Origin of the sequence: Pseudomonas sp. ok266, assembly GCF_900110195.1 — a bacterium.
In the GTDB taxonomy this organism is placed as follows: domain Bacteria; phylum Pseudomonadota; class Gammaproteobacteria; order Pseudomonadales; family Pseudomonadaceae; genus Aquipseudomonas; species Aquipseudomonas neuropathica.
This window is the reverse complement of the sequence record NZ_FOCU01000008.1, coordinates 122,707-145,764: the sequence shown is the minus strand read 5'-3', so window position 1 is coordinate 145,764 and position 23,058 is coordinate 122,707. Positions and strand designations below refer to the sequence as shown.

The following is a 23,058-nucleotide window of genomic DNA, read 5'->3' as shown; positions in this document are numbered from 1 at the left end:
GCCCCCCCATTCCCTTTGAGTAGACGTAAAACCGGTATTACCTGTTATTGGTTTGGATCCAGACTAGCATAGCCGTTGATGGCCATTGAGCACCATTGAAATTTTTCCTACAAAGGCTCTAGAACGGGCGTTCCAGAGCAAAGCAGCGAGCTAGAGCTGTTGAGATGGTCAGCTTGTGACAGAGCGGTCGGATTCTCCTGCCAGGTTAGCGGCCCGGGACAACGGCACTGAACCCGAAAATCAGGTTTGGTGGTAAGCTCGCGCACCATGAATATCTACAGCTCCCGCCCCGTTGTCCTCTGTCTCTCCGGCCACGACCCAAGTGGTGGCGCCGGCTTGCAGGCAGATATCGAAGCCCTGCTCGCGCAGGGTTGCCATGCGGCTCCGGCCGTCACCGCCCTGACCGTGCAAGACACCGTCAACGTCACTGACTTCCGCGTCCTCGACCGTGAGTGGGTATTGGCTCAAGCCAATGCCGTACTCAACGACTCCGAAGTCGCGGCAGTCAAACTGGGCATGCTCGGTTCGCTGGAAATGGTCGACACCGTTGTCGAACTGCTCTCGGCGCACCCGCACTTGCCGGTGGTCTGCGACCCGGTGCTGCGCGCCGGCGGCGGCGGACGTCTGGGCAAGGACGAGGTGGGTTACGCGATGCGTGAGCGTCTGCTGCCGCTGTCGATCATTGCCACCCCTAACCTTCCTGAAGCGCGAATCCTCGCCGAACTGCCCGAAGGCACTGCGGACGAGTGCGCTGAAAAACTCCTGCCGTTCGTCAAAAACCTGCTGATCACCGGCGGCCATGGCGACGAAACTGAAATCCACAACCGCGTGTATAGCCGCGACGGTCTGCGTGAAACCTTTATCTGTCAGCGTCTGCCCGGCAGCTATCACGGCTCCGGCTGCACCTTGGCCAGCGCCCTCGCCGGCCGACTGGCCCAAGGCGAACACCTGGCCAGCGCCGTACGCAGTGCACTGGATTACACCTGGCGCACCCTGCGCGATGCCGAACAACTGGGCAAAGGCCAGTTCGTCCCGCGTCGCCTGCCGCTGGATTTCTGCTCGTAACGTCGTGAGGTCTGCCTGATGAAACTACGTGGCCTGTATGCCATTACCGACAGCCAGTTGCTGGCCGGCAAGTTTCTGTCTTACGTGGAGGCGGCGCTGGAAGGCGGCGTCACCCTGCTGCAATACCGCGACAAGAGCAACGATGAGGCCCGCCGTCTGCGCGAGGCCGAAGCGCTGCGCGATCTGTGCGAACGCTACAAGACGCAGCTGATCATCAACGATGATGCTGAACTGGCGGCGCGCCTCAACGTTGGCGTGCACCTCGGCCAGACCGACGGCCCGCTGTCGCCGACCCGCGCCCTGCTCGGCTCGAAAGCGATCATCGGCTCGACCTGCCACGCGCAAATCGCGCTGGCCGAACAAGCGGCCAAAGAAGGTGCGAGTTATGTCGCCTTCGGTCGCTTCTTCAACTCCAACACCAAGCCCGGCGCGCCGACCTGCAGCCTCGATCTGCTCGACGAAGCCAAGTGCACACTGCACCTGCCAATCTGCGCGATTGGCGGCATCACCCTCGACAACGCCGCGCCGCTGGTGGCCCATGGGGTCGACCTGCTCGCCGTGGTCCACGGTCTGTTTGGTGCCGAGAGCACCGCCGAAGTGACCCGCCGCGCCCGCGCGTTCAATGAATTACTGAAAGTCTGATTTGAGAGCCCGATCATGTCTCGTTCCGAAACCCTGTTTGCCAATGCCCAGAAACACATTCCCGGAGGCGTGAATTCGCCGGTTCGCGCGTTCAAAAGCGTGGGCGGCACACCGCTGTTCTTCAAGCACGCTGAAGGTGCTTACGTTACCGACGAAGACGACAAGCGTTATGTCGATTACGTTGGTTCGTGGGGTCCGATGATCCTCGGCCACAGCCACCCGGACGTGCTGGACGCAGTGCGCAATCAGCTGCAACACGGCTTGTCGTACGGTGCGCCGACCGCGATGGAAACCGAGATGGCCGATCTGGTCTGCTCGCTGGTGCCATCGATGGACATGGTGCGCATGGTCAGCTCCGGCACCGAAGCGACCATGAGCGCGATCCGTCTGGCCCGTGGTTACACCGGCCGTGACAGCATCATCAAGTTCGAGGGCTGCTATCACGGCCACTCCGACAGCCTGCTGGTCAAGGCCGGTTCCGGCGCACTGACCCAGGGCGTACCGAGCTCCGCCGGTGTGCCGGCGGCTTTCGCCAAACACACCCTGACCCTGCCGTTCAACGACATCGACGCGGTTGAGAAGATGCTCACTGAAGTCGGCCAGGAAGTGGCCTGCATCATCGTTGAGCCAGTGGCCGGCAACATGAACTGCGTACCACCAGCACCAGGCTTCCTCGAAGGCCTGCGCACGCTGTGCGACAAGCATGGCGTGGTGCTGATTTTCGACGAAGTGATGACCGGTTTCCGCGTTGCCCTCGGCGGTGCTCAGGCGTATTACGGGGTCAATCCAGACCTGACCACCTTCGGCAAGATCATCGGTGGCGGCATGCCGGTCGGCTGCTTCGGCGGCAAGCGTGAAATCATGCAGCGTATTGCGCCGCTGGGCCCGGTGTATCAGGCCGGCACGCTGTCGGGTAATCCGTTGGCCATGGCCGCCGGCTTGACCACGCTGCGTTTGATCAGCCGTCCGGGTTTCCACGCCGAGCTGACCGACTACACCACGCGCCTGCTCGATGGCCTGCAACAACGCGCCGATGCTGCTGGCATTCCGTTCGTGACCACGCAGGCTGGCGGCATGTTCGGTCTGTACTTCAGCGGCGCCGACGACATCGTCACCTTTGAAGATGTGATGGCCAGCGACGCTGCCCTGTTCGGTCGCTTCTTCCACCTGATGCTGGAAGGTGGCGTGTACCTGGCGCCGAGCGCCTTCGAAGCCGGGTTTACCTCGATCGCCCACGGCGAAGCCGAGTTGAAACTGACACTGGACGCTGCCGAGCGCGCCTTCGCCGCACTGAAATAACCGCCGTACCGCTGACGTTGGCTATCGCCAGCGTCAGCATTCACCTACATCGACGCTGTTTTTCCGATGCTCCTGCTAAAAATCTCCCCTAAAGTGGGCGATATATTCCCCGCGCAGCAGAAAAACGAGTAAAGACTTTGTAAGGTTGGCCCTGCTTATTTCATAATGCGCGCTTATTGGATCCCTCGATGGGTCCGCGTGCCCTTCAGAGGTAAGTCGATTCCCATGAACCGCACCGGCCGCACCCTTGCCTTGGGCTGCCTGTTGCTCCTTCAGCCCCTGCTCGCGCATGCACAAGCAGGCGGCAACTCGTTGTTGATCCCGGCGATGGGTCGTTGCACCCTCAATACTCAGCCGCAAGACGTCACGCAGGCACTGGCCGCCTGCCAGAAAGCGGCGGACGAAGGGGATGCGCAAGCGCAATACGAGTTGGGTGAGTTCTACTACGACGGCAAGAATGCCCCGCGCGACCTCAATCAAGCCTTGAGCTATTTCGAAAAAGCCTCGTTGCAAGGCCACGCTCAGGCGCAATTCAAACTTGGCACCATGTTCTTCCACGGTGAAGGCGTGCAGGCCAACAATATTCAGGCGTACATCGTGCTGAAGATGGCCGCGGTCAACGGCGCTGAAGACGCGCTGGACACGGCCGACGAAGTCTCCGAAAAAATGTCTCGCGAAGACCTCGAAACCGCGACCCAGGTGCTCGGGCAAATTTTCCGTAAATACCTGATGGAACTGCAGAGCGCCGATGGGCGTACGCCGTTCTCGCCTCTTCCCTGATTTTTGCGCCGACCTTTCCGGCCCCTTCGCGAGCAAGCTCGCTCCCACAGTAGATCTCCAGTGTTCAGAAGATCCCCTGTGAGAGCGACGGTGCGACGATTCGACTTGCTCGCGAATGAGGGCGACGCGATCTTGTGTTTTACTTCTCAGGCATCGGCATCGGAAACGGCATCACATTGCCGACCGCGCCCCGGGCTTCGCTGATTTTCGGGGTGCCCAGACGTTCCACTTCGTCGATGCGCACAATCGAATGCATCGGCACAAAGCTGCGCACCACGCCTTCGAACTGCGCCTTGAGCTTTTCTTCGCTCGGATCGACGACCACTTGCGTGCGCTCGCCAAAGACGAACTCTTCCACTTCCAGAAAGCCCCACAGATCACTTTGATAGATCTGCTTGGCGTACATTTCGAACACCTGGCCCTGGTTGAGGAAAATCACCTTATAGATTGGAGCTTCGCGTTTGGTCATGGCGGGGGGATAACATCGGGGATAAAAATGAGGGCGCAAACTATAGCATAGCCACTGGACGCGCAGCGGTAGGAACCTGAAGGCTTGTTCCCTATAATGCGCGGTTCTTTGAATCACGTGATGACCCTAATCCATGGCCAAGAAGCTTTACATCGAAACCCACGGTTGCCAGATGAACGAGTACGACAGCTCGCGCATGGTCGATCTGCTGGGTGAACATCAGGCCCTGGAAGTCACCGCGCGTGCCGAAGACGCCGACGTGATTCTGCTCAACACCTGCTCGATCCGCGAGCGCGCCCAGGATCGCGTGTATTCGCAGCTCGGCCGCTGGCGCGAACTGAAACTGGCCAACCCGGAAATGGTGATCGCTGTCGGCGGTTGCGTGGCCAGCCAGGAAGGCGCGGCGATTCGTGATCGCGCGCCGTACGTCGACGTGGTCTTCGGCCCGCAGACCCTGCACCGCCTGCCAGAAATGATCGACGCCGCGCGCATCACCAAGCTGCCGCAAGTCGACGTCTCGTTCCCGGAAATCGAAAAATTCGACCATTTGCCCGAACCGCGCATCGATGGCCCGAGCGCTTACGTGTCGGTGATGGAAGGTTGCAGCAAGTACTGCACGTTCTGCGTGGTGCCTTACACCCGTGGCGAAGAAGTCAGCCGGCCGTTCGATGACGTGGTCGCCGAAGTCATTCACCTCGCCGAAAACGGCGTGCGTGAAGTGACGCTGCTGGGGCAGAACGTCAACGGCTATCGCGGTACGACCCATGACGGTCGTCTGGCTGATCTCGCCGAGCTGATCCGCGTCGTCGCCGCCATCGACGGCATCGACCGCATTCGCTACACCACTTCGCACCCGCTGGAATTCTCCGACAGCCTGATCCAGGCCCACGCCGACGTCCCGGAACTGGTCAAGCATCTGCATTTGCCGGTGCAGTCGGGTTCCGACCGGATTCTCGCGGCGATGAAGCGCAACCACACGGCGCTGGAGTACAAATCCAAGCTGCGCAAACTGCGTGCGGCGGTGCCGGGCATCTGTATCAGTTCGGACTTCATCGTCGGCTTCCCCGGCGAGACCGAGAAAGACTTCGAACAGACGATGAAGCTGATTGCCGATGTCGGTTTCGACTTCTCCTACTCGTTCGTTTACAGCCAGCGCCCAGGTACCCCGGCGGCCGATCTGGCCGACGAGACCCCGGAAGAGTTGAAAAAGGAACGCCTGAACGCCCTGCAACATCGCCTGAATCAGCAAGGCTTTGAGATCAGCCGACAAATGGTCGGCTCGATCCAGCGCATTCTGGTCACCGACTATTCGAAGAAAGACCCGGGCGAGCTGCAAGGGCGCACCGAGAATAATCGAATCGTCAACTTCCGCTGCGACAATCCGACCCTGATCGGCCAGTTCGCCGATGTGCACATCGACGCGGCGCAACCGCACTCGCTGCGCGGCTCGCTGGTCCAGTAACACTGCATTTCCCTGTGGGAGCGAGCCTGCTCGCGAAGGCTGCGACACATTAAACATTCATGTGTCTGACAGACCGCCTTCGCGAGCAGGCTCGCTCCCACATGAACCGTGGTGATTTAAGAGCTTTCGCACCCAGGCCTCTGGCGTTATCCTTGATTTCATCTTAATTGCCCCAGGGCGGCTAAATACGACCTTGAACGCACCCATAGAACCACATCGTTTTATCCTCGAGCCTTTTGAGGCTCGCCGCTTCGCCAATCTGTGCGGGCAATTCGACGAGCATTTGCGCTTGATCGAACAGCGCCTGACCATCGAGATCCGCAACCGCGGAAACCAGTTCGAGTTGATCGGCGACCCCAAGCACACCACGTCTGCGGAAAACCTGCTGCGCCGCCTGTACCGGGAAACCAAAGGTACCGAGCTGTCGCCGGACCTCGTGCACCTGTTCCTCCAGGAATCGGCCGTGGTCGAGCTGGACAATCACGCCCCCGCCGAAGCCTCTGTCGCCCTGCGCACCAAGAAAGGCATGATTCGCCCACGCGGCTTGAATCAACTGCGCTACGTGAAGGAAATCCTCGGTAACGACATCAACTTCGGCATCGGTCCGGCCGGTACCGGCAAGACCTATCTGGCCGTGGCCTGCGCTGTCGATGCCTTGGAGCGCGAGCAGATCCGTCGCATCCTGCTGGTGCGTCCGGCGGTTGAAGCGGGTGAAAAACTCGGCTTCCTGCCCGGCGACCTGTCGCAGAAGATCGACCCGTACCTGCGTCCGCTCTACGACGCGCTCTACGAGATGCTCGGCTTTGAATACGTGGCCAAGCTGATCGAGCGTCAGGTGATTGAAGTTGCGCCGCTGGCCTACATGCGCGGTCGCACGCTGAATAACAGCTTCATCATTCTCGACGAAAGCCAGAACACCACCGTCGAACAGATGAAGATGTTCCTGACCCGGATCGGCTTTGGCTCCACCGCAGTCATCACCGGTGACATCACCCAGGTCGACCTGCCGCGTGGCACCAAGTCCGGCCTGCATCATGTGATCGAAGTGCTCAAAGACGTGCCGGGCATCAGCTTCACGCACTTCCAGCCTAAAGACGTCGTGCGCCATCCTTTGGTACAGCGGATCGTCGAAGCCTACGAGCGCTTCGAAAACCGTGACGATGCCCCCAAGGACACCTCGCGAAATGCTTGAGCTAGACCTGCAAATCGCGACTGACGCGAACGCGCCGAGTGAGGCCGACTTCCGCCTGTGGTGCGAACTGGCCCTGCGCCAACGCACCGCCGACTCGGAAATGACCATTCGTCTGGTCGACGAGGAAGAAGGCCGCGAGCTCAATCACACCTGGCGCCACAAGGATTACGCGACCAACGTCCTGTCGTTCCCGGCTGAAGTGCCTGACGAGTTTCTCGACATCCCGCTGCTCGGCGATCTGGTGATCTGCGTGGCCGTGGTCGAGCGCGAAGCCGCCGAACAAGGCAAGGAACTAAAGGCCCACTGGGCACATCTGGTCATTCACGGCTGCTTGCATCTGCTTGGTTACGACCATATAGATGACGAAGAAGCCGAAGAAATGGAAGCACTGGAACGCGAGTTGCTTGCTGAACTGGGCTATCCCGATCCGTACGCGGAAGACGAACCCGAAACATCCCCTATCGTTACAACAAAGGATTCAGAGTAATCGCTATGAGCGAAGATCGATCGAGCAACGGGCAGAAGTCATGGCTGGGTAAACTGACCCAGGCTTTTGCCCACGAGCCGAAGAACCGTCAGGAGCTCCTCGAGCTGCTGCGTGATGCACATCAGAACAAACTGCTGGACAGCGAAGCGCTGGCCATCGTCGAAGGCGCCATTCAGGTGGCTGACCTGCAAGTACGCGACATCATGGTGCCGCGTTCGCAGATGATCAGCATCAAGGCGACCCAGACACCCCGTGAATTCCTCCCGGCCGTGGTCGATTCGGCCCACTCGCGCTATCCGGTGATCGGCGAAAGCCATGACGACGTGATGGGTGTGCTGCTGGCCAAGGATTTGTTGCCGCTGATCCTCAAGGAGAACGGCGACAGCTTCAACATCAAGGATCTGCTGCGCCCGGCCACCTTCGTGCCGGAGTCCAAGCGCCTGAACGTGTTGCTGCGAGAATTCCGCGCCAACCACAACCACATGGCCATCGTCATCGACGAATACGGCGGCGTGGCCGGTCTGGTAACGATTGAAGACGTGCTGGAACAGATCGTCGGCGACATCGAAGACGAACACGACGTCGAAGAAGACAGCTACATCAAGCCGCTGCCCAGCGGTGACTTCCTGATCAAGGCCCTGACCCCAATCGAGAACTTCAACGAGTTCTTCGACAGCGAGTTCTCCGATGACGAGTTCGACACTGTCGGCGGCCTGGTGATGAGCGCGTTCGGGCACTTGCCAAAACGCAACGAAATCACTGAAATCGGCGCCTATCGTTTCCGCATCCTGAACGCCGACAGCCGTCGGATTCATTTGCTGCGACTGACCCCTATCGCCCGGTAAGAAATCTAAGGACTGAAATGCGCTGGACAACCCGCCCCGGCTGGCCCGGTAACCTGCTGGCCGTGGCGGCCGGTGCAATCACCACTTTCGCTCTGGCACCGTTCAATATCTGGCCGCTGGCTTTGCTGGCGGTCGGCTTGTTCTATGCCGGTTTGCGCGAGCTGAGTCCGCGTCAGGCACTGGGCCGTGGCTGGTGCTTCGGTTTCGGCCTGTTTGGTGCCGGCACCAGTTGGATCTATTACAGCATCCACCATTTCGGCGGCGCTTCGGTGCTGTTGGCCGGATTCCTGATGCTGCTGTTTACCGCGGCGATCGCCTGGTTCTTTGCCCTGCCGGCCTGGCTGTGGGCGCGCTGGTTGCGCCGTAACGAGGCTCCGCTGGCCGATGCCTTGGCGTTTGCTGCGTTGTGGGTCGGCCAGGAAGCGTTTCGCGGCTGGTTCCTCACTGGTTTCCCGTGGTTGTACTCGGGTTACAGCCAGCTCGATGGCCCATTGGCCGGACTCGCTCCAGTGGGTGGCATGTGGCTGGTGTCGTTTGTTCTGGCACTGACCGCAGCACTGATCTACAACGCCCCACGCCTGCTGCAAACCGGCCGCAAAGGTTTTGTTGCCGCAGGTTTGGTGCTGCTGGTTGGCCCTTGGGTGGCCGGCATTGCGCTCAAGGGCCATGCCTGGACCAGCCCCTCCGGCGCGCCGCTGAGTGTTGCCGCGATTCAGGGCAACGTCGCGCAAAGCATGAAATGGGATCCGGCTGAGCTCAACGCGCAGTTGGCTTTGTATCGCGATTTGAGCTTCCGCTCGAAACCGGTGGACCTGCTGATCTGGCCGGAAACCGCCGTGCCAGTATTGAAGGAGTCCGCCGAGGGCTACCTGACCATGATGGGTACCTTCGCCGCCGAGCGTAAATCGGCGCTGATCACTGGCGTACCGATCCGCGAAACCGTTCGTCACGAAAAACGCTTCTTCAATGGCATCACCGTGGTGGGCGAAGGCGATGGCACCTACCTGAAGCAGAAACTGGTGCCCTTCGGCGAATACGTGCCACTGCAGGATGTATTGCGCGGGCTGATCGCCTTCTTCGACCTGCCAATGTCCGACTTTGCCCGTGGCCCGGCCGATCAGGCGTTGTTGCAGGCCAAGGGTTATCAGATCGCACCGTTCATCTGCTACGAGGTGGTCTATCCGGAATTCGCCGCCAGCCTGTCGGCGCGCAGTGATTTGCTGCTGACGATCAGCAACGATACCTGGTTCGGCACCTCGATTGGCCCGCTGCAGCATTTGCAGATGGCGCAGATGCGTGCGCTTGAGGCTGGGCGTTGGATGATTCGTGCAACCAACAACGGTGTGACCGGACTGATCAACCCGTTCGGGCAGATCACCGAGCAGATTCCGCAGTTTGAACAGGGCATCCTCTACGGCGAAGTGGTGCCGATGCACAACCTGACGCCGTATCTGCAATGGCGCTCGTGGCCATTGATCATCCTGTGCTTGCTGCTGTTTGGCTGGGCACTGATGGCCAGCCGGATGTCGAAAACGCTTTAAAGCAAAGATCGCAGCCTGCGGCAGCTCCTACACGGAATTTGTATTTTCCCAAGGAGCTGCCGCAGGCTGCGATCTTTTGATCTTCAGCGGTAAAACAGCGAATACCCCACCTGCCCCACCGCTTCATTCAACAACTGCCCGCTCTGCCAGATCGACTTGAACTCCGGCAGCCAGCCACCAAACGGTCTCGCGTTATCGGTTCCGAGAAATCCGACCGGGGCCGGCACCACTTCAAAACCCGCCTGTTGAAAACTCCATACCGATCGCGGCATGTGCCAGGCCTGCGTCACCACGACCACGCGCTTGATCCCCTGCGGCAACAAGATATCGGCCGTGAACTTCGCATTCTCCCACGTAGTGCGGCTCTCGCCTTCCTGCCAGCGCACGGTCACGCCAAAATCGTCGCGCAATGAATCCGCCATCAAGTTCGCCTCGGTCGGCGGCGTACCATAATGCAGGCCACCCGTGGTCAAAATCGGCAAACCGGATGCCTTCGCCAGTCGAGCCGCATACCGCTGACGCTCAAGGCCCACGCCGGTCGGCTGATCCTCTCCCCAGGCCAGATCACCGCGCTCGCGGCCGGAACCCAGCACCACAATCGCGTCAGCGCGCTGCGCCAACGTCGCCCACTCTTCACGGGCCAGCGGTGGCTCGCGTTCCAGAGCTTTCGCGCCCCACTGCACGACCACCGGCAGGCTCATCAGCCACATTCCGCCAAAGCCAATGGCAAAACACAATCCAGCCAGGCGCGGCCGTGAGCGGCGCAGCCACCAAGCGACCAGCAACAGCAGCAAAAGAATGCCGGGTGGTAACAAAAGTTGTTTGATGAAATAACGAAAAGGCATCGAGCATCTCCACAGATGCCCGAAGCCTAAGAGTGTTAATAAAGCGTTACAACCAATAGGTGGGATCCTGTTGAAAAAGATCCGGTTCTTGACCTGCCATGCGCTTACTTGGCCTGTACAGAGCGAATCTTGACGGTGTCTCTGCCGGGCGCCTTGTCCTTGAGCCAGATGACCTTGGCCGAATGTGCTGCATCGAGTTGCTTCACTGCCTGTGACAAGCATCCGTGCGTTTCACGTTCACTGCGATCCAGATAGGCCTTGACCAGTTTGAACTCGGCGGGGCTCAAGCCACGCAATTCCAGTTCCAGGGGGCGCTCGTCGCGCAGCCGGTCAGCGGTTTTTAATGCGTCCAGGGCCATACCAAGACGATCGATCAATCTTTCGTACAACTCGGGTTTCGTCACGTTTTTTTGCCGTTGCTCCACCATCCCTCACCTCATTGAAGATAAGACTCACTCCCCAGTTAGAGCTTAGCTTCGCTGCACAAACCGGCTGCACGCCGCGACCAACGGCCCTCGCCACGGATTTGCCGGGACAAACAGCTGTAATCAGGGTTTCCCTAGGCCGAGCGCGGTCATGTATGCTACGGCGCTTCCTGTAATTCCACTTCCAGCTCGTCCGGGCCAACCCCGGCACCTGCGTTGAAGAGGATTAGGCCACCCCTATCCAGTACAAAAGTAGCCATGCACGAACAATATCAGCCCCGTGAAATCGAAGCCGCCGCCCAGTCGTTCTGGGACGAGCAAAAGTCCTTTGAAGTCAGTGAACAGCCAGGCAAGGAAACCTACTACTGCCTGTCGATGTTCCCTTACCCCAGCGGCAAGCTACACATGGGGCACGTGCGCAACTACACCATCGGCGACGTGATCTCCCGCTACCAGCGCATGCTCGGCAAGAACGTTCTGCAACCTATGGGTTGGGACGCGTTCGGCATGCCGGCAGAAAACGCCGCGATGAAGAACAACGTCGCGCCGGCCAAGTGGACCTACGAAAACATCGCCTACATGAAAACCCAGCTGCGCAGCCTGGGTCTGGCGGTCGACTGGTCGCGCGAAGTCACCACCTGCAAACCGGATTACTACCGCTGGGAACAATGGCTGTTCACTCGCCTGTTCGAAAAAGGCGTGATCTACCGTAAAAACGGCACCGTGAACTGGGACCCGATCGACCAGACCGTTCTCGCTAACGAACAGGTGATCGACGGTCGCGGCTGGCGTTCCGGCGCGCTGATCGAAAAGCGCGAAATCCCGATGTACTACTTCAAGATCACCGCCTACGCGGATGAGCTGCTGGAGAGCCTCGACGAACTGACTGGCTGGCCTGAACAGGTCAAGACCATGCAGCGCAACTGGATCGGCAAATCCCGCGGCATGGAAGTGCAGTTCCCGTACAACGTCGACTCGATTGGCGAAGCCGGCACCCTGAAAGTCTTCACTACCCGTCCGGACACCCTGATGGGCGCGACCTATGTCGCCGTGGCTGCCGAGCATCCACTGGCGACCCAGGCAGCGCAGAACAACCCTGAGCTGCAAGCGTTCATCGCTGAATGCAAGGGCGGCAGCGTCGCCGAAGCCGACGTCGCCACGCAAGAGAAGAAAGGCCTGCCGACCGGCCTGTTCGTCGAGCACCCGCTGACCGGTGAAAAACTCCCGGTCTGGGTCGCCAACTACGTGCTGATGCACTACGGCGACGGCGCAGTCATGGCTGTACCGGCGCACGACGAGCGCGATTTCGAATTCGCTCACAAGTACAACCTGCCGGTGAAATCGGTAGTGCGTACCAGCTCTGGCGACAGTAACCCGGCCCCGTGGCAAGACGCCTATGGCGAGCACGGTACGCTGATCAACTCTGGCGAATTCGACGGCCTCGACTTCGCTGGCGCGTTCGACGCCATTGAAGTGGCCCTGATCAAGAAAGAACTGGGCGCCTCGCGCACCCAGTTCCGCCTGCGCGACTGGGGCATCAGCCGCCAGCGCTACTGGGGCTGCCCGATCCCGATCATCCACTGCGATGCATGCGGTGACGTGCCGGTGCCGGAAGATCAACTGCCTGTGGTCCTGCCGGAAGATGTGGTTCCAGACGGCGCCGGTTCGCCGCTGGCGCGCATGCCTGAGTTTTACGAGTGCAGCTGCCCGAAATGCGACCAGCCTGCCAAGCGTGAAACCGACACCATGGATACGTTCGTCGAGTCGTCGTGGTACTACGCCCGTTACGCCTCGCCGCACTTTGAAGGCGGTCTGGTGGAAAAATCCGCCGCTGACCACTGGCTGCCGGTCGATCAGTACATCGGTGGTATCGAACACGCCATTCTGCACCTGCTCTATGCACGCTTCTTCCACAAGCTGATGCGTGACGAAGGTCTGGTCAGCTCCAACGAGCCGTTCAAGAACCTGCTGACCCAAGGCATGGTGATCGCCGAGACTTACTACCGTCGCGAAGCCAATGGTGCCTACACCTGGTTCAACCCGGCGGACGTAGAACTCGAGCGCGACAGCAAAGCCAAGGTCATCAGCGCCAAACTGAAGTCCGACGGTCTGCCGGTAGAAATCGGCGGCACCGAGAAGATGGCCAAATCGAAGAACAACGGCGTTGACCCACAGTCGATGATCGATCAGTTCGGCGCCGACACCTGCCGCCTGTTCATGATGTTCGCTTCGCCACCTGACATGAGCGCCGAATGGTCCGACTCCGGCGTCGAAGGTTCGCACCGTTTCCTCAAGCGCGTCTGGCGTCTGGCGCAAGCCCACGTCACTCAGGGCTTGCCGGGCAAGCTGGACATCGCCAGCCTGAATGACGAACAGAAGGCCGTGCGCCGCGCCATTCACGTGGCCATCAAGCAGGCCAGCCACGACGTCGGCCAGAACCACAAATTCAACACCGCCATCGCCCAGGTAATGACGCTGATGAACGTGCTGGAAAAAGCCGCGCAAAGCACCGAGCAGGATCGCGCGCTGATTCACGAAGGTCTGGAAGCCGTGACGCTGTTGCTGGCACCAATCACGCCGCACATCAGCCACGAACTGTGGAACCAGCTGGGTCACGCCGATGCAGTCATCGACGCCGGCTGGCCGGCAGTGGATGAAAGCGCTTTGGTGCAGGACAGCCTGACCCTGGTCATCCAGGTCAACGGCAAACTGCGCGGCCAGATCGAAATGCCGGCCAGCGCGACCCGCGAAGAAGTTGAAGCAGCAGCCCGCGCCAACGAAAACGTACTGCGTTTCGTCGACGGCCTGACTATTCGTAAAGTGATCGTTGTGCCGGGGAAACTGGTCAACATCGTCGCCAGCTAATTGGATCGGGCGTCAGGCTCGCCTGGCGCCAAGTAAAACCTTTCGGGCCGTACAGTCGGCCCACGTGGTTTCAAGGGGAGCAACACAATGATCAAACGCAATCTGCTGGTGATGGGCCTCGCCGTTCTGTTGAGCGCCTGCGGTTTCCAGCTGCGCGGTACCGGCACCAACGAACTGTCGATCAAGGAACTCGACCTGAGCGCCCGTAACGCCTACGGCGAGACGGTCACGCAACTGCGCCAGGTGCTGGAGTCGAGCGGCGTCAAGGTTTACAGCGGTGCTCCGTACAAGCTGTTCCTGGCTGACCAGCAAGAGAGCCAGCGCATCCTCAGCTACGCCGGTGCCGGTCGTACGGGCGAGTATCAAGTCAGTACTGTTCTGAACTACGAGATCCGTGGCGACAAGAACCTGCAACTGCTCAGCGACAAACTTGAAGTTCAGAAAGTGTTTATTCACGACGGTAACAACCTCGTGGGCTCCGATCAGGAAGCCAACGACGCCCGTCGCGAAACCACTCGCGAACTGGTCCAACGCATGATGTTGCGTCTGCAGCAACTGACCCCGGGTCAACTGCAGCAGCTGCAGCAAGCCGCCAATGACCGCGCCAAGGCAGAAGCCGATGCGCTGCAAGCGGCACAAAAGGCTGAAGCGGAAACCCCGCGCCAGTCGCCGCTCGAAATACCGCAGCAGTAAGACGTTCGGGGCGCTCAGGCGCCCCGTTCGGCATTTCTTATGAAGCTCGCTCCCGCCCAACTCGGTAAACACCTGCAAGGTGCTTTGGCGCCTGTCTACATCATCAGCGGCGATGACCCGCTGCTGTGCCAGGAAGCCGCCGACGCCATCCGCAGCGCTGCGCGTCAGCAAGGTTTTGATGAACGCCAGGTCTTCGCCGCCGACGCCAATTTCGATTGGGGCACGTTGTTGCAGGCCGGCGCCAGCATGTCGTTGTTCGCCGAAAAGCGCCTGCTGGAACTGCGCCTGCCCTCGGGCAAACCCGGTGACAAAGGCGCCGCTGCATTCATCGAATACTGCTCGCGTCCCGCTGAAGACACGGTGCTGCTGATCAGCCTGCCGAAGATGGATGGCAGCGCGCAGAAGACCAAGTGGGGCAAGGCGCTGGTGGAAGGCCAGCAGACCCAGTTCATCCAGATCTGGCCGGTGGACGCCAATCAGTTGCCGAGCTGGATTCGTCAGCGCTTGTCTCAGGCTGGTTTATCGGCCAGCCAGGACGCGGTCGAACTGATTGCTGCACGCGTCGAAGGCAACTTGCTCGCTGCCGCGCAGGAAATCGAAAAGCTCAAATTGATGGCCGAAGGTGGGCAGATCACCGTTGAAACCGTGCAGGCCGCCGTGGCCGACAGTGCGCGGTTCGACGTGTTCGGCCTGACCGATGCCGTGCTCAACGGCGAACCGGCTCACGCTTTGCGCATGCTTGAAGGCTTGCGCGGTGAAGGTGTCGAACCGCCGGTGATTCTCTGGGCGCTGGCGCGGGAGCTGCGCTTGCTGGCTAATATTTCGTTGCAATACAGCCAGGGTACGCCGCTGGACAAGTGTTTCAGCCAGGCGAAGCCGCCGGTCTGGGACAAGCGCAAACCTTTGATGAGCAAAGCCCTGCAACGCTACTCGGCGCAACGCTGGGCACAGTTGTTGCTTGAGGCGCAGCGTATCGATGCGCAGATCAAAGGTCAGGCTGCCGGCTCACCGTGGATGAGCCTGAGCCGCTTGGCGTTGTTGATGGCTGGCCAACGTCTGACACTCCCCGCCGAATAACCTGCTCTACCGCATAACGGCCATTCGCGAGCAAGCTCGTTCCCACATTGGAATGCATTCCAAATGTGGGAGCGAGCTTGCTCGCGAAAGCGCCAGAACATTCCTACACAACAGAGACTGGACAGACGCCTGACATCGGCAGATTATTTCCCCCGCAAAACCCACTCAATCGAGAGAACCCTCATGAGCAAAAAGCCATCGAAACATGGCCCCAACAAGGCCAAATCCATCGTCGCCCAGCCCCTGTTCCGCAGTCGTCAGGAACGACCAACCAAGGGTAAAGGCAGCTACCGCCGCGAAGCCTTCCAGTCTGACAGCTGGGAGGCTTCTTACTTTCTGGCTGCCTGAAATTCACCCTTTTCCCTCCTCCCTTCCCTCGTTCCGGCTTCTTGTCTTCTGTTATTGAGTCTGGTCTGTCGCCTTAAAGATAAATGACGCTGATTGCTCAAGTGTTTGTGGCAGCGGGATGTAAATGATCGGAATTGTCACCCCTGTCAGTGCCCGGAAACGCCGCTGGTAAAGTTGTGCCCCCGCCAGACCAGTTGGCTTGGTGTAAAAAAAGGCTTCAATCGGCAATTGGCCCGGGATGTTCTGCGCCCAGGTTTTAAGCTTCGTGTCGTTGGGTGTGTTGAATGCATCTGGAGAAACCAGCCGGCCAGCACGCATACCTTCCAGAAACCGTCCAGCTGCTTGGTTATTGACAGAGTCACGCACATTAAATGAACACATTGACTCAAATTTATTGCCGCTAGCAGCGTCGTTTCGATACTTGCTCGCCCACTTGGCCGCCGTGTCAATTATCGGATTCTGTTCCTCGCAGCTTTTACTGGCTACCGGGTATCTGGGATGAGCCGCACAACCTCCATTGGGACGAGCATTTGATGAACCATCAACCGGAAAGAAACACAAAATCTCTATGAGCTGTTTGCCCGGTGGCGTGCTCAGGATGGGATAAAAGATCAATCCACTGTCATAGGTATAAGCGAGGCGTTTGACTTTGTAATCCGATCGCAAATAGGTGAACGATACTCCACCGTTGGCAACTGACGTCGGGCTCGGGTTCCAGGCATCGAACTGCGTGGATGGCTCCGTGCCACGCACCAGCAACCCGGAACACAGGAAAGCAGGTTTCGACGCGGCGCCACAATTGTCACGTGTATCTCGATAACGTTTTTCCAACTCCACTGCCAACTGTGCTCCACTGACAGCATTGGCCGAGGCGCCAACCTCCACTGCGGCGCCATCAGAATGCTCATGCTGTTTTTCAAGGGTATTGGAGGAGGAGCATCCGGCCATCAATGCGAGCAACAGTATTGTTGAGAACCTTTTCATTTGAGCACCTGCATCCTAGAGAGATGAGACGCGCGACGGCTGAAGATGCGCGATACCAGGAGGATTAAACGCTTGAAAATATCCATAGAACAGCTGTTAGAACTGACAGTTGAGTGGGCAAGAAAAAGGGGCTACGATTCTCAGTCCGGCTGTGCGTGACAATGCAATTTCTGGCTGGGCAGCCGATTCATTCAGCAGGCATGTTAAGGTCTGCACCTGATTCGTTTTCCTGGAACTGTGCATGCCCCCAAGTCTTTCCCGTCGTTGGCCTGTTCGCCAATTGATCGCTGCCTCCAGCTTCATTCTGCTTGTCGCCTGCGCGGAAAAACCCACCGCCGCCGATGCGCAACCCCTTCAAGCTGCCCCTGTCGCCACGGCCCCAGCGATTATCCCGCCGGTAGTGCCGTCCGCCGACCCTCTCGACCTGCAACCGACTCAAACCTTCGCTGAATGGCAGGCCGGTTTCCGCAAGGATGCCCTGGCCGCCGGAATTCGCGCGGAGCTGTTCGATCGCGCGTTCGCCAATGTCAGCTTCGACGCCAGCGTGATTCGGGCCGACCGCAGTCAACCGGAGTTCTCCCGGCCAGTGTGGGAATACCTCGATGGCGCCCTCTCGCCACTGCGCGTCCGTAAAGGTCAGGCACTGATCAGTCAGTACGCCGACATCCTGCAAAGCATCGAACAGCGTTATGGCGTTGACCGTCAGGCGCTGGTGTCGGTGTGGGGCATGGAAAGCAACTTCGGCCAGTTTCAGGGCAGCAAGTCGGTGATCAACTCGCTGGCCACCCTCGCTTACGAAGGCCGTCGGCCGGGCTTTGCTCATGCGCAATTGATCGCTGCGCTGCAGATCCTGCAACAGGGTGACATCACGCCAGAGAAGATGCTCGGCTCGTGGGCTGGCGCCATGGGGCAGACCCAGTTCATTCCGACCACTTACAACACTCACGCAGTGGATTTCGACGGTGACGGTCGCCGCGATATCTGGGGCAGTCCTGCCGATGCGCTGGCCTCAACTGCGCATTACCTGCAAAGCTCCGGCTGGCAACGTGGCCAGCCGTGGGGGTTTGAAGTGCAGCTGCCGAGCAGCTTCAACTACACCCTGGCTGATGGCGCGATTCGCAAGAGTGTCGCCGAATGGCGTCAGTTGGGCGTGACTCTGCCGAATGGCGGTCAGGTGCCAGCAGGCTCTGAACAGCTGTCTGCCGCCCTGCTGCTGCCGGCTGGTTATCGTGGGCCGGCGTTCCTGATCCTCGACAACTTCCGTGCGATTCTCAAGTACAACAACTCCTCGTCGTACGCGCTGGCAGTGAGCCTGTTGTCCGAGCGTTTCAGCGGTGGCGGCTTGATCAACGGCAGTTGGCCAAAAGATGACCTGCCGCTGAGCCGCACCGAGCGTATGGAGTTGCAGACCCTGCTGAGTGCACGCAATTACGATGCCGGCACGGCGGACGGGATTATTGGCGCCAATACGCGCAAGGCGATTCGCAGTGCCCAGCAGTCATTTGGCTGGCCGGCGGATGGTTATCCGACGCATAAACTGCTGGAAAGCCTGCGTTCCCAGTAGTGGTCAGTTTGTATGGCTGATGGCGCCTTCGCGAGCAAGCTCGCTCCCACATTGGATATCTGTCATTCACAGAACCCTGTGGGAGCGAGCTTGCTCGCGAAGACTGACTGTCAGGCAACCGACTTCTAAGCCTTGATCACCACATCCTGCTCCAGCATCAATTCCTGCTTCCCGGCATCCAGCCGCACCAGCGCCCCCATCGGCAGTGTCAGGTTCGGATCGCAATGCCCGCTACGCCACCCCGATAACACCGGAATCCGCAATGGCTCGAAAGTCTGCTTGAGCAATCGGTTCAGTGCCGCGACTTCCACCCCCGCCACGTCCCCGACCAGCACACCTCGCAATTTTGCCAACTTGCCGGCCAGACGCATCTGGGTCAGCAACCGGTCAATACGATATAGCGGCTCGTTGACGTCTTCGATCAGCAGAATCACCCCTTCGACATCAATCTCGTATGGCGTACCCAACGTCGATGCAATCATCGCCAGATTGCCGCCAAGCAAGCGACCGTGGGCGATACCGGGTTCGACCGTGGTCAACGGATAAGCCACCGGATGGCTCAGCACACTTCCCGCCTTCAATTGCCCGCGCAGCATGGCGAAGAATGAAGTGACCGTCGGCGGCTCCTTGTCGCCCAACAAGTCGGCGTTGAGCAGCGGCCCGTGGAAGGTCACGAATCCTGCGTAACGACCGATGGCCAGGTGCAGCGCGGTGATATCGCTGTAGCCAACGAATGGCTTGGCATGGCGGCTCAGCAGGTCGTAATCGATCCGGTCGAGCAAGCGCGGCGTGCCGTAGCCGCCGCGCAGGCAAATGATGGCATCGACCTCGGGATCAGCGAACGCCGCATGCAGATCGCGCAAACGCACGTCGTCACTGCCGGCCAGATAGCCGTCCTTTTCATAGACACCGGGAAACACCTTCAGCCCATAGCCACGGGCGCGCATCCATTGCACCGCCTTGTCGGTGTCCAGAGCACCGGGACCGGCAGGTGCAATAACACCGACCAGCCCCTCTGAAGGCAGTGCGGGCACGGCTCTGTGTGGACAAAGTGTGTGAGTCGGTCGAACGGTCATCCTTGGATCTCCCTGTGAAGTCATGCACACACAGTAGTCAGGTACGGCGGCAAACAGAAGAGGGTCAGCCACGCCGTGGATTGAAGGAAAAATCAGCAGCGAAGGTAATCCGGGCAAAAAAATGCCCGCCGGGCGTTAAAACCTCGGCGGGCATTTTTTCATTCAGCGCCGGATCAGGAACCCAGCAGCTCAGCCTTGACCAGCTTCGCTTGCTCGTCGGCGTGGTATGAAGAACGCACCAGCGGCCCCGAGGCAACGTTTTTGAAGCCCATCTTGTAACCTTCCTCGGCGAACCAGGCGAAGGTGTCCGGGTGCACAAAGCGCTGCACCGGCAAGTGACTACGGGACGGTTGCAGGTACTGGCCGAGGGTCAGCATGTCGATGTCATGTTCGCGCATGCGCTTCATGACTTCGATGACTTCCTCGTCGGTCTCACCCAGACCCAGCATCAAGCCGGATTTGGTCGGAATATGCGGCATCATCTGCTTGAAGCGTTGCAGCAAGGTCAGCGACCACTGGTAATCCGAACCCGGACGCGCTGCCTTGTAGAGGCGCGGCACGGTTTCCAGATTGTGGTTGAACACATCCGGCGGCTCGGCCGCGGTGATTTCCAGCGCGACGTCCATGCGGCCACGGTAGTCCGGAACCAGGGTTTCCAGCTGCACGTTCGGCGACAGTTTGCGGATTTCGCGGATGCAGTCGGCAAAGTGCTGGGCACCGCCGTCACGCAGGTCGTCGCGGTCAACCGAGGTGATCACCACGTACTTGAGCTTGAGGTCGGCAATGGCGATGGCCAGGCTTTGCGGCTCGTTGACGTCCAGTGGCTTCGGACGACCGTGGCCGACGTCGCAGAACGGGCAACGACGGGTGCAGATGTCACCCATGATCATGAAGGTCGCGGTGCCGCCGGAGAAGCACTCGCCGAGGTTCGGGCAAGACGCTTCTTCGCAGACGCTGTGCAGCTTGTGTTTGCGCAGCAGGCTCTTGATCCGGTCGACTTCCGGCGAAACCGGGATGCGCACGCGAATCCAGTCAGGTTTCTTCGGCAGTTCGGTGGTCGGAATGATCTTTACCGGGATGCGTGCAACCTTCTCGGCGCCGCGCAGCTTGACGCCGGCTTCTACCTTGGGACGCGGGGCCGGGCGCTCGGTCACGTCGAGCGTCGGGATCATGGTTTGCACTGCATCAGTAGTCATATCAGTCGATTCCGCCCGTCAGGGTCGTCTGCTCAGCATAGTCGAGGTGTTTGACGAGCTGCGCGCGCAGCCGGGCACTTACCTCGGCAAATTCAATCGATCCTGCGTGATCGCTCAGCTGGGTCATCGCCAGCCCGGCATAGCCGCAGGGATTTATCCGTCGAAACGGTTCCAGGTTCATATCCACGTTCAGGGCCAGGCCATGAAAGGAACAACCGTGGCGAATCCGCAAACCCAGAGAAGCGATTTTCGCTCCATCGACATAGACGCCGGGAGCATCTGGCTTGGCGGCAGCGATTACGCCGTAGCTGGCCAGCAGTTCAATCAGGCAAAGCTCCATGCGGCTGACCAGATCGCGCACGCCGAAACCCAGCTTGCGTACATCCAGCAACAGGTAGGCGACCAACTGGCCGGGGCCATGATAAGTCACCTGCCCGCCGCGATCGACCTGCACCACCGGAATATCTCCCGGAAGCAACAAGTGTTCGGCCTTGCCGGCCTGGCCTTGAGTGAACACCGGTGGGTGCTCGACGAGCCAGATTTCGTCGGCGGCATCGCTGCCGCGTTCGTTGGTGAAGCGTTGCATGGCATGCCAGACCGGCTCGTAAGCCATCTGGCCGAGCTCACGAAAGCCCAGCGTGCCCGACATCACAACACCATGTGCACGAAGCCGGTCGCCCGCAGTTCGCTGTTGATGTTGTACAGCTGATCCTGATCGGTCGCGACGATGTGTAACTGAATGGTGGTGTATTTGCCGTTGCTGCTCGAACGCTCGTCGACACGCTCATCATTGATCTTCGCGAATTTCTTCACGATTTCGATGATCTTGTCTTTGTGGCCAACCCCCGTGTCGCTGATTACCTTAACCGGATAATCAACCTGGGGAAATTCGATCTTTGGCGCCTTTACTTCGGTATCGGTCATGGCGTAACGGCCTCTTGAGCGCAAGCCGTGATAACGCGCATGGCCCCGCACCAGATCGGGGCGGGGCCATGCAGGTCAACACAAATCAGTTGAACAAGCCGTAGAAGAATAGACGGATGCTATCCCACATGCGGCGGAAGATACCACCCTCCTCGACGCCATCCAGAGCGATCAGGTCAGCGCTGTGCACGACCTTGTCTTCCAGTTTGACTTCGACTTTACCGATCACGTCGCCCTTGGCGATTGGCGCGGTCAGTTGCGGGTTCATGGTCATGCTCGCAGCAAGCTTTTTCAGCTGGCCTTTTGGCAGGGTCATGGTCAGGTCTTCAGCCAGGCCGGCCTTGACTTGATTGGTGGTGCCTTTCCACACCGGGGCCTGAGCCAGTTCGGTGCCCTTCTGATAGAAGGTCTGGGTTTCGAAGAAGCGGAAACCGTAAGTCAGCAGCTTCTGGGTCTCAGCGGCTCGTGCCACTTCGCTGTTGGTGCCGAACACCACGGCGATCAGACGCTGGCCGTCACGTACAGCCGAGGACACCATGCAGTAGCCGGCTTCGTCGGTGTGACCGGTTTTCAGACCGTCAACGGTCTTGTCGCGCCACAGCAGCAGGTTGCGGTTAGGCTGCTTGATGCCGTTCCAGAAGAACTCTTTCTGCGAGTAGATCGCGTAGTGAGCCGGGTCTTCGTGGATGATCGCACGGGCCAGGATCGCCATGTCGTGAGCCGACGAGTAGTGCTCCGGGTTTGGCAGACCGGTCGGGTTCATGAAGTGGGAGTTGGTCATGCCCAGATCAGTCACAGTCTTGTTCATCAGGTCGGCGAACGCGTCTTCGCTGCCGGCGATGTGCTCGGACAGCGCCACGCTGGCGTCGTTGCCGGACTGGATGATGATGCCGTGCAGCAGGTCGCTGACAGTTACCTGCGAGCCGACTTTGATGAACATCCGCGAACCGCCGGTGCGCCAGGCGTTTTCGCTGACGGTCACCGGATCGTTTTCACCGATCTGGCCGCGACGGATTTCCAGAGTCGCGATGTAAGCGGTCATCAGCTTGGTCAGGCTGGCCGGTGGCAGACGCTGGTCGCCATTGTTCTCGACCAGTACGTTGCCGCTGCTGGCATCCATCAGAACGTAGGCCTTGGCAGCCAGTTGCGGTGGCGACGGCATCATCTCGGCCGCGAAGGCGGCTGGCGAGAGGAGCAGCGGGACTAGCAGACACAGGCGTTTGGCAAAGGTGGTGATGTTCATCCGTCTCTCGAAATCGCTAATGGAAACTGTCCTTGC

23 protein-coding genes are annotated in these 23,058 nt (G+C 59.6%); 14 read left to right on the top strand and 9 right to left on the bottom strand.

The window, feature by feature from the left end; all coding sequences use genetic code 11:
• Positions 1-267: 267 nt before the first annotated feature.
• The 4 genes from BMY54_RS16625 (at position 268) to BMY54_RS16610 (ending at position 3,786) form a co-directional block, all read left to right on the top strand.
• Positions 268-1,065 carry a hydroxymethylpyrimidine/phosphomethylpyrimidine kinase gene (locus tag BMY54_RS16625; protein ID WP_007909650.1) on the top strand — a complete coding sequence of 266 codons (798 nt, stop codon included), beginning with the start codon at positions 268-270 and terminating at the stop codon, positions 1,063-1,065.
• A gap of 18 nt (positions 1,066-1,083) precedes the next feature.
• Positions 1,084-1,707 carry a thiamine phosphate synthase gene (thiE, locus tag BMY54_RS16620; RefSeq protein ID WP_093434631.1) on the top strand — a complete coding sequence of 208 codons (624 nt, stop codon included), beginning with the start codon at positions 1,084-1,086 and terminating at the stop codon, positions 1,705-1,707.
• 15 nt (positions 1,708-1,722) lie between these two features.
• Entirely contained in the window at positions 1,723-3,006 is a 1,284-nt protein-coding gene (hemL, locus tag BMY54_RS16615) for a glutamate-1-semialdehyde 2,1-aminomutase (protein WP_093434628.1), read from the top strand.
• A gap of 225 nt (positions 3,007-3,231) precedes the next feature.
• A complete protein-coding gene (locus tag BMY54_RS16610; protein WP_003228518.1) occupies positions 3,232-3,786 on the top strand; it encodes a tetratricopeptide repeat protein in 555 nt (184 codons plus the stop codon).
• Positions 3,787-3,925: 139 nt separating this feature from the next.
• On the opposite strand, the gene BMY54_RS16605 is transcribed toward BMY54_RS16610, so the two are convergent.
• The gene (locus tag BMY54_RS16605) at positions 3,926-4,255 is read right to left on the bottom strand and encodes a DUF1820 family protein (RefSeq protein WP_003185742.1); all 330 of its coding nucleotides are present in this window, start codon (positions 4,253-4,255) and stop codon (positions 3,926-3,928) included.
• Positions 4,256-4,388: 133 nt separating this feature from the next.
• Between BMY54_RS16605 and miaB the strand changes: the two genes are divergently transcribed.
• From miaB to lnt, 5 genes are all read left to right on the top strand, one after another.
• Complete coding sequence (gene miaB, locus BMY54_RS16600; RefSeq protein ID WP_093434625.1) at positions 4,389-5,717, top strand: tRNA (N6-isopentenyl adenosine(37)-C2)-methylthiotransferase MiaB; 1,329 nt, start codon at positions 4,389-4,391, stop codon at positions 5,715-5,717.
• 193 nt (positions 5,718-5,910) lie between these two features.
• Positions 5,911-6,909 (top strand): PhoH family protein, encoded by a 999-nt coding sequence (locus BMY54_RS16595; protein WP_093434622.1) that lies wholly within the window; start codon positions 5,911-5,913, stop codon positions 6,907-6,909.
• Entirely contained in the window at positions 6,902-7,396 is a 495-nt protein-coding gene (gene ybeY, locus BMY54_RS16590; RefSeq protein ID WP_093434619.1) for an rRNA maturation RNase YbeY, read from the top strand. The genes BMY54_RS16595 and ybeY overlap by 8 nt, the downstream gene beginning before the upstream one ends.
• A 5-nt stretch (positions 7,397-7,401) precedes the next feature.
• Positions 7,402-8,241: an HlyC/CorC family transporter gene (locus BMY54_RS16585; protein ID WP_007909641.1), complete on the top strand. Its 840-nt coding sequence runs from the start codon at positions 7,402-7,404 to the stop codon at positions 8,239-8,241.
• Between the two features lie 17 nt (positions 8,242-8,258).
• Entirely contained in the window at positions 8,259-9,782 is a 1,524-nt protein-coding gene (gene lnt, locus BMY54_RS16580; RefSeq protein ID WP_093434616.1) for an apolipoprotein N-acyltransferase, read from the top strand.
• Between the two features lie 83 nt (positions 9,783-9,865).
• Here lnt and BMY54_RS16575 read toward each other — a convergent pair whose 3' ends face one another.
• Complete coding sequence (locus BMY54_RS16575; RefSeq protein ID WP_093434613.1) at positions 9,866-10,627, bottom strand: YdcF family protein; 762 nt, start codon at positions 10,625-10,627, stop codon at positions 9,866-9,868.
• Between the two features lie 104 nt (positions 10,628-10,731).
• On the bottom strand, positions 10,732-11,055 hold the full coding sequence (locus BMY54_RS16570) for a hypothetical protein (RefSeq protein ID WP_093434610.1): 324 nt from the start codon (positions 11,053-11,055) through the stop codon (positions 10,732-10,734).
• A gap of 255 nt (positions 11,056-11,310) precedes the next feature.
• Between BMY54_RS16570 and leuS the strand changes: the two genes are divergently transcribed.
• From leuS to arfA, 4 genes are all read left to right on the top strand, one after another.
• Positions 11,311-13,917, top strand: coding sequence for a leucine--tRNA ligase (leuS, locus tag BMY54_RS16565; protein WP_093434607.1), 2,607 nt, complete (start codon positions 11,311-11,313; stop codon positions 13,915-13,917).
• 87 nt (positions 13,918-14,004) lie between these two features.
• Positions 14,005-14,610 carry an LPS-assembly lipoprotein LptE gene (gene lptE, locus BMY54_RS16560; RefSeq protein ID WP_093434604.1) on the top strand — a complete coding sequence of 202 codons (606 nt, stop codon included), beginning with the start codon at positions 14,005-14,007 and terminating at the stop codon, positions 14,608-14,610.
• Positions 14,611-14,649: 39 nt separating this feature from the next.
• A complete protein-coding gene (gene holA, locus BMY54_RS16555; RefSeq protein ID WP_093434601.1) occupies positions 14,650-15,687 on the top strand; it encodes a DNA polymerase III subunit delta in 1,038 nt (345 codons plus the stop codon).
• 183 nt (positions 15,688-15,870) lie between these two features.
• A complete protein-coding gene (gene arfA, locus BMY54_RS16550; RefSeq protein WP_016986126.1) occupies positions 15,871-16,035 on the top strand; it encodes an alternative ribosome rescue factor ArfA in 165 nt (54 codons plus the stop codon).
• A 51-nt stretch (positions 16,036-16,086) separates the two neighbouring features.
• Here the strand turns inward: arfA and BMY54_RS16545 are convergent, their stop codons facing one another.
• Positions 16,087-17,019 carry a hypothetical protein gene (locus BMY54_RS16545; protein WP_093434598.1) on the bottom strand — a complete coding sequence of 311 codons (933 nt, stop codon included), beginning with the start codon at positions 17,017-17,019 and terminating at the stop codon, positions 16,087-16,089.
• Positions 17,020-17,260: 241 nt separating this feature from the next.
• On the opposite strand from BMY54_RS16545, the gene BMY54_RS16540 reads away from it, so the two are divergent.
• Positions 17,261-18,583, top strand: a complete 1,323-nt coding sequence (locus tag BMY54_RS16540) for a lytic murein transglycosylase (RefSeq protein WP_093434595.1) — start codon at positions 17,261-17,263, stop codon at positions 18,581-18,583.
• A 125-nt stretch (positions 18,584-18,708) separates the two neighbouring features.
• Here BMY54_RS16540 and BMY54_RS16535 read toward each other — a convergent pair whose 3' ends face one another.
• From BMY54_RS16535 to BMY54_RS16515, 5 genes are all read right to left on the bottom strand, one after another.
• Complete coding sequence (locus BMY54_RS16535) at positions 18,709-19,659, bottom strand: S66 peptidase family protein (RefSeq protein WP_093434592.1); 951 nt, start codon at positions 19,657-19,659, stop codon at positions 18,709-18,711.
• A gap of 173 nt (positions 19,660-19,832) precedes the next feature.
• Positions 19,833-20,831, bottom strand: coding sequence for a lipoyl synthase (lipA, locus tag BMY54_RS16530; protein WP_167394918.1), 999 nt, complete (start codon positions 20,829-20,831; stop codon positions 19,833-19,835).
• 25 nt (positions 20,832-20,856) lie between these two features.
• Positions 20,857-21,504: a lipoyl(octanoyl) transferase LipB gene (gene lipB, locus BMY54_RS16525; protein WP_093434586.1), complete on the bottom strand. Its 648-nt coding sequence runs from the start codon at positions 21,502-21,504 to the stop codon at positions 20,857-20,859.
• Positions 21,504-21,779 (bottom strand): DUF493 domain-containing protein, encoded by a 276-nt coding sequence (locus BMY54_RS16520; protein WP_008087908.1) that lies wholly within the window; start codon positions 21,777-21,779, stop codon positions 21,504-21,506. Before BMY54_RS16520 ends, lipB begins: the two co-directional genes overlap by 1 nt.
• Before the next feature lie 85 nt (positions 21,780-21,864).
• Entirely contained in the window at positions 21,865-23,022 is a 1,158-nt protein-coding gene (locus tag BMY54_RS16515) for a D-alanyl-D-alanine carboxypeptidase family protein (protein WP_038361911.1), read from the bottom strand.
• Positions 23,023-23,058 lie beyond the last annotated feature (36 nt).

Coding starts and splice junctions, on each gene's coding strand:
- BMY54_RS16605 (WP_003185742.1), bottom strand. CDS start 4,255: ATGACCAAACGCGAAGCTCCAATCTATAAGGTGATTTTCCTCAACCAG.
- BMY54_RS16570 (WP_093434610.1), bottom strand. CDS start 11,055: ATGGTGGAGCAACGGCAAAAAAACGTGACGAAACCCGAGTTGTACGAA.
- BMY54_RS16625 (WP_007909650.1), top strand. CDS start 268: ATGAATATCTACAGCTCCCGCCCCGTTGTCCTCTGTCTCTCCGGCCAC.
- BMY54_RS16585 (WP_007909641.1), top strand. CDS start 7,402: ATGAGCGAAGATCGATCGAGCAACGGGCAGAAGTCATGGCTGGGTAAA.
- BMY54_RS16610 (WP_003228518.1), top strand. CDS start 3,232: ATGAACCGCACCGGCCGCACCCTTGCCTTGGGCTGCCTGTTGCTCCTT.
- lptE (WP_093434604.1), top strand. CDS start 14,005: ATGATCAAACGCAATCTGCTGGTGATGGGCCTCGCCGTTCTGTTGAGC.
- BMY54_RS16535 (WP_093434592.1), bottom strand. CDS start 19,659: ATGACCGTTCGACCGACTCACACACTTTGTCCACACAGAGCCGTGCCC.
- hemL (WP_093434628.1), top strand. CDS start 1,723: ATGTCTCGTTCCGAAACCCTGTTTGCCAATGCCCAGAAACACATTCCC.
- holA (WP_093434601.1), top strand. CDS start 14,650: ATGAAGCTCGCTCCCGCCCAACTCGGTAAACACCTGCAAGGTGCTTTG.
- lipA (WP_167394918.1), bottom strand. CDS start 20,831: ATGATCCCGACGCTCGACGTGACCGAGCGCCCGGCCCCGCGTCCCAAG.
- thiE (WP_093434631.1), top strand. CDS start 1,084: ATGAAACTACGTGGCCTGTATGCCATTACCGACAGCCAGTTGCTGGCC.
- leuS (WP_093434607.1), top strand. CDS start 11,311: ATGCACGAACAATATCAGCCCCGTGAAATCGAAGCCGCCGCCCAGTCG.
- lipB (WP_093434586.1), bottom strand. CDS start 21,504: ATGTCGGGCACGCTGGGCTTTCGTGAGCTCGGCCAGATGGCTTACGAG.
- miaB (WP_093434625.1), top strand. CDS start 4,389: ATGGCCAAGAAGCTTTACATCGAAACCCACGGTTGCCAGATGAACGAG.
- ybeY (WP_093434619.1), top strand. CDS start 6,902: ATGCTTGAGCTAGACCTGCAAATCGCGACTGACGCGAACGCGCCGAGT.
- BMY54_RS16545 (WP_093434598.1), bottom strand. CDS start 17,019: ATGAAAAGGTTCTCAACAATACTGTTGCTCGCATTGATGGCCGGATGC.
- BMY54_RS16540 (WP_093434595.1), top strand. CDS start 17,261: ATGCCCCCAAGTCTTTCCCGTCGTTGGCCTGTTCGCCAATTGATCGCT.
- BMY54_RS16575 (WP_093434613.1), bottom strand. CDS start 10,627: ATGCCTTTTCGTTATTTCATCAAACAACTTTTGTTACCACCCGGCATT.
- arfA (WP_016986126.1), top strand. CDS start 15,871: ATGAGCAAAAAGCCATCGAAACATGGCCCCAACAAGGCCAAATCCATC.
- BMY54_RS16520 (WP_008087908.1), bottom strand. CDS start 21,779: ATGACCGATACCGAAGTAAAGGCGCCAAAGATCGAATTTCCCCAGGTT.
- BMY54_RS16515 (WP_038361911.1), bottom strand. CDS start 23,022: ATGAACATCACCACCTTTGCCAAACGCCTGTGTCTGCTAGTCCCGCTG.
- lnt (WP_093434616.1), top strand. CDS start 8,259: ATGCGCTGGACAACCCGCCCCGGCTGGCCCGGTAACCTGCTGGCCGTG.